The 13,895-nt window shown below is 43.1% G+C and carries 13 protein-coding genes; 7 read left to right on the top strand and 6 right to left on the bottom strand.

Annotated elements, in window-relative coordinates; genetic code table 11:
- Positions 1-71: 71 nt before the first annotated feature.
- On the bottom strand, positions 72-821 hold the full coding sequence (nagB, locus tag RSX31_RS14190; RefSeq protein ID WP_148995211.1) for a glucosamine-6-phosphate deaminase: 750 nt from the start codon (positions 819-821) through the stop codon (positions 72-74).
- On the bottom strand, positions 808-2,016 hold the full coding sequence (gene nagA, locus RSX31_RS14185) for an N-acetylglucosamine-6-phosphate deacetylase (RefSeq protein WP_315634978.1): 1,209 nt from the start codon (positions 2,014-2,016) through the stop codon (positions 808-810). Before nagA ends, nagB begins: the two co-directional genes overlap by 14 nt.
- 229 nt (positions 2,017-2,245) lie before the next feature.
- Between nagA and nagE the strand changes: the two genes are divergently transcribed.
- A complete protein-coding gene (nagE, locus tag RSX31_RS14180) occupies positions 2,246-3,628 on the top strand; it encodes an N-acetylglucosamine-specific PTS transporter subunit IIBC (protein WP_315634977.1) in 1,383 nt (460 codons plus the stop codon).
- A gap of 139 nt (positions 3,629-3,767) precedes the next feature.
- Positions 3,768-4,493: a GntR family transcriptional regulator gene (locus RSX31_RS14175; protein ID WP_315634976.1), complete on the top strand. Its 726-nt coding sequence runs from the start codon at positions 3,768-3,770 to the stop codon at positions 4,491-4,493.
- Between the two features lie 43 nt (positions 4,494-4,536).
- On the opposite strand, the gene RSX31_RS14170 is transcribed toward RSX31_RS14175, so the two are convergent.
- Both RSX31_RS14170 and RSX31_RS14165 read right to left on the bottom strand, forming a co-directional pair.
- Positions 4,537-5,280, bottom strand: coding sequence for an SIS domain-containing protein (locus tag RSX31_RS14170; protein ID WP_315634975.1), 744 nt, complete (start codon positions 5,278-5,280; stop codon positions 4,537-4,539).
- Between the two features lie 162 nt (positions 5,281-5,442).
- The gene (locus tag RSX31_RS14165; protein WP_315634974.1) at positions 5,443-5,565 is read right to left on the bottom strand and encodes a hypothetical protein; all 123 of its coding nucleotides are present in this window, start codon (positions 5,563-5,565) and stop codon (positions 5,443-5,445) included.
- Positions 5,566-5,712: 147 nt separating this feature from the next.
- On the opposite strand from RSX31_RS14165, the gene RSX31_RS14160 reads away from it, so the two are divergent.
- From RSX31_RS14160 to RSX31_RS14140, 5 genes are all read left to right on the top strand, one after another.
- Positions 5,713-6,537 carry a PRD domain-containing protein gene (locus RSX31_RS14160; protein ID WP_315634973.1) on the top strand — a complete coding sequence of 275 codons (825 nt, stop codon included), beginning with the start codon at positions 5,713-5,715 and terminating at the stop codon, positions 6,535-6,537.
- 739 nt (positions 6,538-7,276) lie between these two features.
- Entirely contained in the window at positions 7,277-8,650 is a 1,374-nt protein-coding gene (locus tag RSX31_RS14155; protein WP_315634972.1) for a sucrose-specific PTS transporter subunit IIBC, read from the top strand.
- 84 nt (positions 8,651-8,734) lie between these two features.
- The gene (locus tag RSX31_RS14150; RefSeq protein ID WP_315634971.1) at positions 8,735-9,691 is read left to right on the top strand and encodes an aminoimidazole riboside kinase; all 957 of its coding nucleotides are present in this window, start codon (positions 8,735-8,737) and stop codon (positions 9,689-9,691) included.
- Positions 9,691-11,148 (top strand): glycoside hydrolase family 32 protein, encoded by a 1,458-nt coding sequence (locus RSX31_RS14145; protein ID WP_315634970.1) that lies wholly within the window; start codon positions 9,691-9,693, stop codon positions 11,146-11,148. The genes RSX31_RS14150 and RSX31_RS14145 overlap by 1 nt, the downstream gene beginning before the upstream one ends.
- A 95-nt stretch (positions 11,149-11,243) precedes the next feature.
- Entirely contained in the window at positions 11,244-12,065 is an 822-nt protein-coding gene (locus tag RSX31_RS14140; protein WP_315634969.1) for a Cof-type HAD-IIB family hydrolase, read from the top strand.
- 87 nt (positions 12,066-12,152) lie between these two features.
- Here the strand turns inward: RSX31_RS14140 and RSX31_RS14135 are convergent, their stop codons facing one another.
- Both RSX31_RS14135 and RSX31_RS14130 read right to left on the bottom strand, forming a co-directional pair.
- Positions 12,153-12,590, bottom strand: coding sequence for a CotY/CotZ family spore coat protein (locus RSX31_RS14135; RefSeq protein WP_148970703.1), 438 nt, complete (start codon positions 12,588-12,590; stop codon positions 12,153-12,155).
- An 81-nt stretch (positions 12,591-12,671) separates the two neighbouring features.
- Positions 12,672-13,874, bottom strand: a complete 1,203-nt coding sequence (locus RSX31_RS14130) for an ATP-grasp domain-containing protein (protein ID WP_148995205.1) — start codon at positions 13,872-13,874, stop codon at positions 12,672-12,674.
- Positions 13,875-13,895 lie beyond the last annotated feature (21 nt).

Raw genomic sequence — 13,895 nt, 5'->3', positions numbered from 1 at the left:
AAAAGCGGCGAACCATTGTCCGCCGCTCTCCTGACATGGACTAAACATACTCACTCCACATCTTCATCCTTTCATCTATTCAACAACTCTAACCCTTTCACCATTGCCAGCGCTTCTTGATCGGCAATCACCGTGACATGCTCGTGGCGATTCAAGATAGAAGCAGGGAAGTTCTCAGAGATTTCTCCTTCTACTAACTTTTTCATGGCCACTTGTTTCGCCTCACCTGAAACAAGGAGAAGGATTTCTTTGCTTTTCATAATCGAAGAAATCCCCATCGTGATGGCTTGAGCAGGTACTTCATCAATCGAGTCAAAATAACGGGCATTAGCCTCACGTGTAGACTCGGCAAGCTCGACAATGTGGGTGTTGGATTCAAAAGGAGTACCTGGTTCATTAAAACCTATATGTCCGTTGCTGCCGATTCCCAGTATTTGAAGGTCGATTCCGCCATGTAAACGGATTTTTTCATCGTATGCCTCGCATTCCTTTTCGAGGTCGACGGCTTTTCCAGAAGGGATATGGGTGTTTTCTGAATCTATATCAATATGTTTAAATAGGTGGTCATTCATGTAATGGTAGTAGCTGTTAGGGTGTTTACCGGACAATCCGATGTATTCGTCCAGGTTAAACGAAGATACATGTTGATAGGAGGTCCTGTTCTTATTATGGTCATTTATCAATGCTTCATAAAGCCCTTGTGGTGTTCCGCCTGTGGCTAATCCAAGGGTCAGCTTATCAGATTCTTTCACCTTGGATAACAGATAGTCTGCAGCGACTTGACTCATTTCCTGGTAGTCTTTCACTTCAATTAGTTTCATGAGTATCATCCTCTCGAATATAGGCTATTTTTCCTTTACATATCGTTGTGTATACGTCTTTGTTTTCGTCTAATATGACGATATCTGCATCTTTCCGGGGAGCAAGGCTACCTTTTCGATCAAAGACATTTAATTGTCTGGCAGGGTTTTCAGCGGTCATTCTGATCGCGCTTCTCATATCTCCCCTAGTGAATTCCTGGATATTTGTAAAGGCGTCTTTCATCTTCAATACGCTTCCTGCTAAAGTGTCTTCGTCCAATAATGCTTTCCCGTCCTTAACCGTCACCATCTGACCGCCAAGATCATACTGGCCGTTTTTCAAGCATTTGGCTCTCATGGAATCAGTGATGAGGATTAATCGCTCGTCTGTAATTTGATCGAATGCCAATTGGACCACTTCCGGACGAACGTGGATGCCGTCTGAAATCAATTCCACCATTAATTCTTTTCGAAGGAAGGATGCTCCGACGATGCCAGGCTCTCGATGATGAAGTCCCGACATTTGGTTGAACAAGTGGGTAACATGGGACAATCCTGCATCGATGGCTTCCCCGATCTGATCATAGGTTGCACTGGAATGACCGACTGAAGCGACAATCCCATTCTCTTTTAAGTAAAGGATCAGTTCGTATTCATCATCAAGTTCAGGGGCAAGGGTCACCAACTTAATATTCTCTCCTGAAAGAGCATGCCAGTTTTTAAACACTTCGACATTTGGCTTCTGGATACGATTCAGAGGCTGTGCTCCTGCCTTATCCGGATTTATGAATGGACCTTCTAAATGAAGGCCGAGTATTTCTGCCTGACCGCTTTTTTGATGGTCTGACATATAGTCTGCCGTTGCCTTCAAGGCTTTTTCGATTGCACCGGATGCTTCCGTCATCGTTGTCGCAAGGAAGCTTGTGGTTCCTTCTTTCGGAAGTGTCACGGCCATCGTGTCGAGAGCTTCCCGTGTGGCATCCATTGTGTCGGCACCATTTACGCCATGAATATGAATATCTATCATTCCCGGGACAACACTATACCCATGAGGAAGTGAAATCACTTTGAATTCTTCTGTATTGGTTAACTGGGAACGCTCACCCATTTCGGTGATCATTCCATTCTCAATTTTGATATACCCTTTTTCATATACTGTATCTTCCCCATAGATGTTGCCATCCAGAATAAGCAGCTTTTCTATATTTGAGATCATTGGAATCACTCCTTGAGTACTTTACATCTCTACAATAACACCTGATAGTATAGATGTCTATACCAGTTTATTTTTGAACAGTATATTTGTAGTGAAACTGCAATCTAACTTTATAAAATCATTAATCTAACTTTTTTATTCATAAAATTGGTATAGACATCTATTCCTTTATGATGATATGATATGGACTGATTAAACGCTTTCAACTGAAACAAAAGGAGAGAATGATATGTTAGGATTCTTACAACGAATCGGTAAATCACTCATGCTTCCAATCGCGGTGCTTCCTGCAGCTGCATTATTGCTGCGCTTAGGTCAGGATGACTTATTAGGAATCGCGTTCATGTCCGAAGCAGGAGATGCCATATTTAAAAATTTAGCATTAATCTTTGCCATCGGGGTGGCAATCGGATTCTCGAAAGATGGAAATGGTACGGCTGGATTGGCTGGTGCCATTGGTTATTTGGTCTTAACGGGCGGGTTAAAAGCCCTTGATCCGGATTCCAACATGGCGATTTTCGGGGGGATCATCTCCGGGGTCGTGGCAGGTTTATTATATAACCGTTATAGTGATATTAAACTTCCGGCCTGGCTGGGATTCTTCGGGGGCAGACGTTTCGTTCCAATCGTAACCGCTGCGTCCATGGTTGCACTCGCAGGAATATTTGGAATCGTCTGGCCGCCGATCCAGAGCGGGATCAACTCCATTGGTGAATGGATCATCGGTGCGGGAGCTACGGGAGTCGGTGTGTTCGGCCTACTGAATCGTCTCTTGATTCCAGTCGGTCTGCATCACGTGTTGAATACACTTGTATGGTTCGAATTTGGGACATTTAAAGATGCAGCAGGAGAAATTGTAAAGGGAGATATTCCACGTTTCTTTGCGAGTGATCCGACAGCGGGAACGTTCCAAACAGGCTTCTTCCCTATCATGATGTTTGGTCTGCCTGCAGCGTGCCTTGCGATGATCGTGACAGCGAAAAAACATTTACGTGCCAATGTATCGGGGATGTTAATCGGGTTAGCCGTCACTTCATTCTTAACAGGGATTACAGAGCCGATTGAATTCAGTTTCATGTTCTTATCTCCTGTTCTTTATGGAATTCATGCTATATTAACAGCAAGTTCCATGGTCATCACGTACGTGCTTGGCATCCATCACGGTTTTGGTTTCTCAGCAGGTGCCTTTGATTACATCTTAAACTTTAACATCGGCCAAAAACCTTGGCTGTTATTAGGGGTAGGCATTCTTTATGGAATCATCTATTTCCTCATATTCACCTTCTTGATCAAGAAGTTTAACTTGAAAACTCCAGGTCGTGAAGATGATGAAGATGCGGTAATAGCAGATGAGAATTCAGGTGGAAATAGTAAATATGAAATAATGGCTGAACATTTTCTGAAGGATCTTGGCGGGAAAGAAAACCTGGCAGTGATCGATAACTGTGCCACACGATTACGATTACAAATCAATGACGTCACACTTGTAGATGAAAAAGCGTTAAAAGCACACGGGGCTAAAGGTGTGATGAAGGTAAACAATAAAAATCTTCAAGTCATTGTCGGGACAGATGTGGAATTTGTTGCCGATGAGTTAAGAAAGTTAAAATAAATGGAGAGAGCAGACGGGTTTGTCGTATTTGGCAAAATCGTCTGCCACTTTCACATGGACCTCGGATAATTGTCTGTTATAAACAGGGTGTATATACTAAAATAATAGATAAATCGTTATTTCGAAAGGAGAAGCGTTCGTGGTAAATAAAAATTCTCCTCTTCCTTTGTATTATCAGTTAGAAGAGCACCTAAAACATCTAATACAGTCTGAAGAGTTAAAACCGGGTGATGCCCTTCCGTCTGAGCGGGAGTTGGCGGAATCGTTCAAAATCAGCAGGATGACCGTGAGACAGGCGATTACCAATCTAGTGAATAAAAATGTGTTATATAGAGAAAAAGGGCGAGGGACATTCGTCTCTCATCGAAAAATCGAACAAAGTCTCCAAGGCTTAACAAGCTTTAGCGAAGACATGAAGAGTCGAGGACTCGAGCCAGGCAACAAATTATTACATTTTGAAATTTCTCCCGTCGGTGAGGATATTCAGGATCTTCTTTCGTTAGAAGAAGAGGAACTTGTGTATACAATGAAACGAATCCGTCTTGCAAATGGTGAACCGATGGCACTGGAAACAAGTTATATCCCGGTGAGGCTGCTGCCAGGATTGAATCAGGAAATATTGGGAAAATCACTGTATCATTATATTGAAAGTGAGTTGGACCTTCACATCAGTCATGCCACTCAATCAGTGGAAGCGGCAATTGTGACGGAAGAAGATACGAAGCATTTAAAGGTGAATAGCGGGGAGCCGGTGCTACTTATCCAACGAGATTCATTTTTAGAAGACGGTACCCCTTTTGAGTTAGTACGATCGATTTATCGAGCTGATAAATATAAATTCAAAATCAACTTGGACAGACTTTAAAAAAGAGTAGGAATCCTATTTAATGGGCTCCTACTCTTTTTCTCTATAATCCTTTTGTTAACAGAGGAATACGCTTGCGATACTTTTTAATTAACTTTTCGTTATGATCATCTGCGCCATCCACGTTTCCACTGATGAAGATAGGCGGTTCAATTCCGTCTATCACCATATATTCAATGGCACCTGCCATGACGCTGTTCAATATCGCCGCGCCGATGACGGTTGAAGATGGAGAGAATGGGACAGACACTCTTGGGTCAGTCAGCACTGCATCTCCTACAACGGAGTGATTATTAATGGCAAGATCCACTACTTCACTCAGAAATTTACCACTGGGATGTCGGGACATCTCCTTCTCTACGTAATCAAAGGAACTGATGGACACAACATAAGCACCCATTTCTTTGGCGTGAAGAGCTACTTCGATGGGAACGGGATTTTTTCCAGAAGTGGAGAGAACGATCACCACATCATGGGGCTGAATATCTTGCGCATTCATAAACTCACCCGCATACCCTTTCGCTCTTTCTAACTGAGAAGATCGTACTGCTCCTTCATGAAGCATGAGCGGCTCAATCAAAATCGGATTGATCGGAACCAGTCCACCTGCCCTGTAGAACACTTCTTCTCCAAGGATGTGAGAGTGACCGCATCCGAAGAGCTGAATAATTCCATCTTGTTGGATGGAAGAAGATATCTTTTGAGCAAGCTCTGCCATTTTTTCAGCTTCTTCGGTTTGAACAACATGTAATTTTTCCTGGATTTTTTCAAAGTATGTAGAAATCATTTTCTTCCTGCTTTCCTTTTTTCTTTCAGCATATCATATTTCTTGTGAACGTCTTAGAAGAGGGAATAAATACTGACAAACCCTACAAATACTGCTGCAATAAATGAAAAATAAGCAGAAGCTTTCTTGTTGGAATTGTATTCGAAAGCCCCAACACAAACATCATGGCACTAAAGAAAGAAGCATGATGGTCGTAATGAACTCAGGTGGATCCTCACTTACCAACCCGTACAGGGCAAAGGCGATAGCGATGGTCGAAAATAGGATTCTTAACTTGAACAACATGACATTCACTCCTGATACTATAGATTAAGACAATAATAACATTTATTTCCACTCTCATTTGAAAATCTTTGCTCTGCACACTTTACATGTTATCTTTACGCTGAATCGTGGTAACATAAGGAGTAATGAACTGTACGGAGGACATCTATGCGTATTTTTAGAATTTTAAACAACAATGCTGTTGTAGTGGTGGACGGGCCGCAGGAGAAAATTGTGATGGGGAGCGGGATTGCTTTTCAGAAGAAGAGAAATGATATCATCCCCAAGAACAAAATTGAAAAGATCTTTGTCCTTCATGAGCAATCCTCAGAGAAATTCCAGCAGCTCCTGGCAACCTTGCCGGAGGAACATATTGAAATCGCTGAAAACATCATCAGCTTTGCAGAGGGGCATTTAAATGCCCCTCTTAGCGATCATATCCATATTGCACTGACGGATCACCTTTCATTTGCGCTTGAAAGACTGCAGCAAGGAATCCCAATCCAAAATAAGCTCTTGAACGAAATCAAGCTCCTATATAAAAAGGAATTTGAAGTCGGAGTGTGGGCAAAAGAAGAGATCAGGCGGAAACTCGGTATCGAAATCCCTGATGATGAGGCGGCTCATATTGCCCTTCATATTCATACTGCAAAGATGGATGCCCCGTCTATGAGCGAATCATTGAAGCACGCAACGATTCTGAGGGAATTTGTCGAGCAGGTAGAGTCCCTTCTGTCCATAAAAGTAGAAGAGTCGAGCATCAACTACCAACGATTGATCACCCATCTCCGTTTTGCATTAAATCGGATTGAGCAGGGAGACCAGTTTGATCCCATTGATGAAGACATGCTTGAACTCATACAGATGAAATACCAAAGGGCTTACGAGTGCTCAAAGGAAATTACAAAGTATCTGCAACAAGAATACAGCATTGACTTCCCACCATCAGAGGTTGCGTATATCGCTCTGCATATCGAACGCCTCATAAAGTAAATGGTTGACGGTATCGCTTTCATCTTGTAGAATAAACTCATCAATTTCATACAGTAGGATTGTTACTGTTCATGCAGGCAAGACCTAGAATCTTTAAGACGATAATGGTAAGCGTCTCTCTTTGACCTACCTCTATCCTCTTAAGGGTACTAGGTCTTTTTTTATTGATTCTTTTAAAGGTTCTTTTTGAAACTTTGTTGCTTGTGCATAAGCTAGTGTTGGGTGATTTCCGCTGCAGGTGCTCGCTTTCCGCGGGGCGTGAGTTGAGCCTCCTCGGGCTTTGCCCTGTAGGGTCTCAACTTTCCCGCAATTCCCGCAGGAGTCGAGCACCTTCCGCTCCAATCAACTTAGTATGAATCCTTAAATAGGAATAAATAAAAAACAAGAAATTTAGCAAACAACCTCATTTAAGGTGATCAAAGATAGCATTCCTATTAAGGAAGGAGGATTTTGCTTTTGTTACATTGTTCAGTGACATGTTTTAGCTCTGTCACGACAAACTCTTAAAGATGGTGAGGGGAACTGCGTAGACTCCTGCGGAAGTACGGTCGTGCCGAGACCCCGTTCGGCTAAGCTGAGGAGGCTCGGCCGAACGTCCGCGGAAAGCGAAGCAGTTCCCCTCACCATCCAGAACTCTCTGATTGACAGAGCCCGAGCAGACCATATGTAAAATCAACAATCTTTGAGAAAAGAGTCTTTTTAATTAAATATTTTTTTAAAAAAACAGGAGGGATTCATGATGAACTATCGTGAAGTTGCAGAACAGCTTGTCCCGTTATTGGGCGGCAAGAATAATGTTGTAAGTGCCACTCATTGTGCGACGCGTCTTCGTCTCGTGATTGACGATGAAAGTCAGATAGATAAAAGTGCCATCGAGGAATTGGATGGTGTGAAAGGGGCATTCTCAAGCTCCGGTCAGTTCCAGATAATATTCGGGACAGGGAATGTAAACAAAGTATTTGAACATTTCGGCCCTCTTGTTGGTGCATCTGTTGAAGATAAGTCTCCAACAGGTGAGACTCACAGCGATGCAGCAAAACGGAAGATGAACCCGTTTGCCCGTTTTGCCCGTACACTCTCAAACATCTTTGTACCGATCATCCCGGCAATCGTAGCGGCTGGTATGTTAATGGGGCTCCTTGGCCTGATGAGAACATATAAATGGGTCGATCCTGAAAGCGGTCTATTCGTTATGCTGGACATGTTCTCTTCTGCAGCCTTCATCATTTTACCGATCTTGATAGGGATGAGTGCTGCGAAGGAATTTGGTGCGAATGGTTATTTAGGTGCTGTTATCGGGGGAATCATGACCCACCCTGCATTACTGAATCCGTGGGGTCTTGCCGATGCCCAGCCGGACACCCTTGATTTCTTCGGATTTGGTGTAGAAATGCTCGGATACCAAGGTACGGTTATTCCTGTACTATTAACCGTTTACTTAATGGCAAAGATTGAAAAAGGCTTACGCAAAATTGTACCGAATACCGTTGATTTATTGGTGACACCGTTCTTGACGGTCATCTTCACAGGATTTACCGCCCTGCTTATCGTTGGACCACTTGGAAGAGTCCTTGGTAACGGAATTACAACGGTTCTGGATGTTGTCTACAACACAGCTGGACTGATAGCGGGACTCATATTCGGTGGATTGTATTCAACGATCGTATTAACCGGTGTTCATCACAGCTTCCATGCCATCGAGGCTGAGCTGTTATCAAACATCGGCGGAAACTATTTGCTGCCGATTTGGGCAATGGCGAACGTCGCACAAGGTGGGGCAACACTCGCTGTCTTCTTTAAAACGAAAAATAAGAAAACGAAGGAAATTGCTGTACCGGCAGCCGTGTCTGCTTTCCTGGGAATTACAGAGCCGGCGATATTCGGGGTTAACTTGAAGCATCGCCGTCCGTTTATAGGAGCAGCCATCGGTGGAGCGCTTGGTGGAGCATACGTGGTATTCACTCAAGTGATGGCGAACGGAATAGGACTAACGGGTATTCCGATGTTCGCAATTGCTCAAGATCCACTCAACTATGGAATCGGATTTATCATCGCTGTAGCAGGCGCATTTGCAGCAACCTTATTACTGGGTTGGAAAGAAGAAGCAAAATAGAAATCTTTATCCTTACTAGTCACCTGACTAGTAAGGATTTGCTATATTTAAAGTAGAATCCATTAGAACGAGGAGGAACTCGATATGAAACAAGGAATTATCTCACTGGGTGAAGCACTGATAGACTTCATCCCTCTGGACGAACAAAATACTACCTATCAAAAAAGTCCCGGAGGAGCTCCTGCGAATGTAGCAGTTGGACTCGCTAGATTAGGCGCGAGGTCCACCTTTGCAGGAAAAGTGGGAGATGATGTATTAGGGAGGTTCCTGCAAGAGACTCTTCAGGAATATGGGGTTCGGACCAATCAGATGCTTTTAACTCCTGATGCCCGTTCGGGAGTGGTATTTGTTACGAACGGAGAAGACGGGGAGCGCAGCTTTGACTTTTATATTGATCCGAGTGCCGACCGATTCCTCCAGGTGAATGATATAGACGAAGAGGATTTCTTAACTCATAAAATCCTTCATTTTGGTTCCATCTCCCTGATCAGCTCTCCGGCGAAGGAAGCGACGCATCATGCTGTGAAAGTGGCGAAAGAGAATGGCTTATTGGTTTCGTATGATCCGAATTTACGATTAGGATTATGGGATTCTGAGGAAAGCGCCCGAGAAACGATTAAGAGCATGCTGCCTGAAGCGGATGTATTGAAGATCTCTGAGGAGGAACTGGAATTTATCACTGGTGAAAAGAAGATTGAAGCAGGGGTAGCCAAACTGAAAGCATACAATATTCCTTTCTTGATTATCACGATGGGGGCAGAAGGAAGCTTTGTGTACGTAGGAGATGCTCGGCAGTATGTACCTGCCATGAAGGTGAAAGCAGTGGATACAACCGGGGCAGGGGATGCGTTTGTATCCGGGATCCTCTATTCAGTACATGAATACACTGGGGATATTGAATCTTTATCAATTGAAGAAGCAGCACGAATGGCTCAGTTTGCAGCCGTGTCCGGTGCACTTGCTGCCTCAACCAAAGGGGCAATGACTGCTTTGCCTTCCTTAAAGGAAGTAAACCATCATCTGAAGAGGGGGGAGGCTTGATGACCAGAGATGAACAATTGCGACAAACAGCCTATGAAGAAATGGAAAAGCACAAGGGTGTTGTAGAGCAGGATCCATACCGCCTTCATTATCACCTCATGCCGCCTGTAGGGCTTTTGAATGACCCAAACGGATTCATCCAATTCAAAGGGGTCTATCATCTCTATTATCAGTGGATGCCTTTTAAAACCGGACATGGTGCAAAGTTTTGGGGGCATTACTCGTCAAGGGACTTAATGAACTGGACGCATGAAGACATCGCCCTCACGCCGGCAGAATGGTATGAGAAAAATGGTTGTTATTCCGGAAGTGCCATAGAGCATGACGGGAAAATCTATGCTTACTATACAGGGAACGTAAAGGACGAGGAAAGGAATCGGGAATCTTATCAGTGCTTAGCTCTTTCAGAAGACAGCATTCATTTTGACAAGAAAGGCCCTGTCGTTCACTTACCGGAAGGATTTACAGCCCATTTTCGCGATCCCAAGGTGTGGGAACAAGATGGAACGTATTTTATGGTCGTAGGTGCACAGACAACAGAGTTAAAGGGGGCTGTCGCTTTATTGCAATCGGAGGATCTCCTTGATTGGGAGTATCGGGGTGTTCTTACCGGCGGAGGGCAGGGGGAACTTGCCAATTTCGGTTATATGTTTGAATGTCCAGACCTTTTTAAGTTAGGAGATCAGGACATCCTAATTTTCTCCCCGCAGGGAATTGAAGCTTCTGGAATGAAGTATCAGAATGTATATCAGGCAGGCTATGTTGCCGGTCAGTTTGATTCAGCTACAGGAACGTTTAAACATGGGAATTTCGAGGAATTGGACCGCGGCTTTGACTTCTATGCTCCACAAACGACAGTCGATGACAAAGGACGCCGTATCCTATTTGCCTGGATGAGTGTACCTGATCAAAATGAACAGGATCATCCCACCATTGAACATAAATGGCTTCATACGATGACTCTGCCTCGGGAGTTAAAGTTTGTGAACGGTAAAGTGAGACAAGTTCCCCTTGAAGAATTACGGGATTTAAGAGCAGGAGAAGCTATAGAACACAAGGTTGTATTGGATAAAGAAAGCCGGGAACTCAATGGTGTAAATGGAAAAGCGTTTGAAATGGAGATCAGGGATCTGTCTTTTTCTGAAGGGTGGTTTGATCTTTCCATTGGAGATGGATGCAGGCTCATTTATTCTGTCGGGGAAAAGATAGTGACTCTTGAGCGCAAAAGCTATGTAAATGGAGTGGTAGAGAAGAGGCAATGTAAAGTGGTGAATTTAGATTCGTTGAGGGTGTTTGTCGACACTTCCTCTATTGAAGTATTTATAAATGAAGGAGAAGAAACGTTTACAAGCCGATTCTATCCATCACCAAATAACGATACTGTACTTTTCAGATCCTCAAATCAGGCTCGATTTACCATTAGAAAATGGGATCTGGACCATGTAAACTTGAAATAGACTGCCGATACGGTGGTCTATTTTCTTTTTCATACTACTAGATAGATGTTATAGTAAGATAATATAAATCAGATTTCCTGAAAGGATTTTTCATGATGAATTATAAAATGATTGTACTGGACTTAGATGATACATTATTACGAGATGACCAAACGATTTCAAAGCGTACAAAAGATGCTTTGCTTCTGGCACAGGAAGCGGGAGTGAAAGTTGTTCTGGCATCCGGCCGCCCAACGTTTGGAATGAGATGGGTTGCAAAAGAACTGAAGCTTGAGCAATATGGAAGCTATATTCTTTCTTTCAATGGATCGAAAATAATAGATTGCAAGACAAACGAAGAGAAATACAGTCGAACATTATCAGCTGAAACGGTTCATCGCTTATACGATTTAAGTAGACGGGAAGAGGTTGGCATTCTGACATATGCTGATGATGCGATTGTTGTAGAAGAACCAAGTGAATTTGCTTCTATTGAAAGTGAACTGACAGGACTGCCTGTAAAGGTCGTTCCAAACTTTAAAGAAGCGATTCAGGAGCCTGTTGTAAAGGCACTCATGTTAAAAGAAGCCGGTCGATTGGTAGACGTCGAGAAAAAGCTTCAAGCCGAACTGGAAGGTGAACTGAGTGTGATGCGCTCCAAGCCATTCTTCCTGGAGTTTACGCAGCTGGGCGTGACGAAGGGGGCAAGCCTTGACTACCTGATCAAGCCAATGGGCATTAAAGCAGAAGAGGTCATTGCCATCGGAGACAGCTATAACGACCTTACCATGATTGAATTCGCCGGTCTTGGCGTTGCGATGGGAAATGCTCCTGAGGATATTCGAGAGAAAGCTGATTTTGTTACAGCTTCTAATATGGCAGATGGTGTAGCAGAAGTAGTTGAGGAGTTTGTATTGAACAGATTGTCCCGCGTTTAATGGATTTAGGGTGATTGGAGTCCTTGAATTGGCTCTAGTCACCCATAAAAAGAGCAAAACCCAAAAAATTAGATTCAACCCCTATCCTTACTTATCATCGCACTCCCGATCAAACTCCATTCCCCGCTCCTCGATATCCGGAAGCTTCCGGTTGACTAATTTCGGAGGAAGGGGCTGAATTCCGAGAAAACAGTTGCAGTCGATGCTGATACATTTGTCGGTTTGATATAGGGTAAATAATTCATCGACATCGTCGGTAATGTATCCGTCTATATCCATTCCGACCAGTAGACTCAGTGTTGCACAGCCATCATCTATATCGATGAGCTTAAAGAATATGGTGCAGTTGGTGTGGAGGTGTGCTCGAAACGGCTCGCTATCTTCCTTTGTGTATAGTATAAATGGAATGGTGTCTACCTTGTCGTATTCACAAATGAACTTAAATTTCTGAGTGGCCAATTGGAATTGTTCCAGTAATAATTCATTCAGGGTTACGCATATACAGCTATCGTGATGACAAATCATCGCCTTAAATCCTCCTTTCACCTGTCTCTTATCATTAGTGTATTTTAGTCTGGAAAAGTGGTGTAGTGCATATATAACGGTTTAGATTGATTCTAAATAAAATTGAATGTCTTTAGAGGCATCTTTTGCACGCCTCTCTGATTCCTGCACGGACTCCCCGCTCGCCATAACATACCCATAACGATGCCCCATGGAAGTTGGAGGGCGAAGTGTTTTTCCATTTTTGGGTTTTATATATACTTCAATGATGCCTTCTTGTTGTTCTGCCATGTTTTTTCCAATCACTTTTAACAGCTTGCCAGTTTTGTTGACAGTCATGTAGTAGGTGTAGATATGTTTTTCCCATTTGCGTTCGCTATGATGAGGTTTACTAAGATATACCCTTAACGTTTCCTCCACTATGCTCAGTCCATATGCTTCTTCTATCATTTTGTTCATTGCTCCCCCGGAGATTCGAGGGTTGACTTCAATGAGTTTCCATTTATTCTTCACCAGCCGCATTTCTAAATGACAGCTTCCGTTAACAAAGCCAAGGTCATTGACAATCTCTCCAACCTTTCTGACTAGTACCGGATGATGGTATACGGGTGAAACACTATACCCGGTGACAATGAATCGTTTATGATAGTCGATTTGCTGTTTGACGACCACTGTGATCACGGGCTTGCGTTCTTTGATGACCACTTCTATTAAGTATTGAGGTCCCTCTAAGTATTCTTCTACAAGAAGACTTGGAGGTTTTTTTCGCTTTAATTTTTTTATGCCTGCAGTCAGCTCATCTTGATTACGAATGAGAAGGACATCCTTTGACCCGTTAGAAACGGGTGATTTTAATACTACAGGATATGAGAAGGTCTTTACACCATCTTTAGAAAAGGGAGGATCCATTTTAATGAAATCAGAAGAATATTCTTTTCCGGTCAGTTTCGTTCGGAGCACTGTTTTATCCATACAATCAGCAATCGGTTCCAAGGAAATGTCGGTTCCACAGAATTCATTAGACAGCCGGGCTGCTACATAAACGTAAGAATCGAGAAAACTGATTATGCACGCAATTTTCTTTCCTTCCTGCTGAAGTGTAGATATTTCTCTCCTGATTTCTTCTTCATGCCTTAAATCTACTTCGTACATTTCGTCGACATCCTGAAAGAGTTCTCTTTCTCTTATAAACTTCCTGCGGTTAGTAAATAGAATAGTGGAGTAGCCCAATTTTTTTCCTGCTTCAATACCGTCCCGTGGGGAGCCTGATTGGTTTGTACCTATATAGAGGATGTATTCATTCATGGGGGAAAAGCAGCTCCTTTA

Source organism: Rossellomorea yichunensis, from assembly GCF_032337515.1.
Taxonomy (GTDB): domain Bacteria; phylum Bacillota; class Bacilli; order Bacillales; family Bacillaceae_B; genus Rossellomorea; species Rossellomorea yichunensis.
The sequence above is the reverse complement of the archived record's forward strand: the minus strand, read 5'-3'. Positions and strand labels throughout refer to the sequence as shown.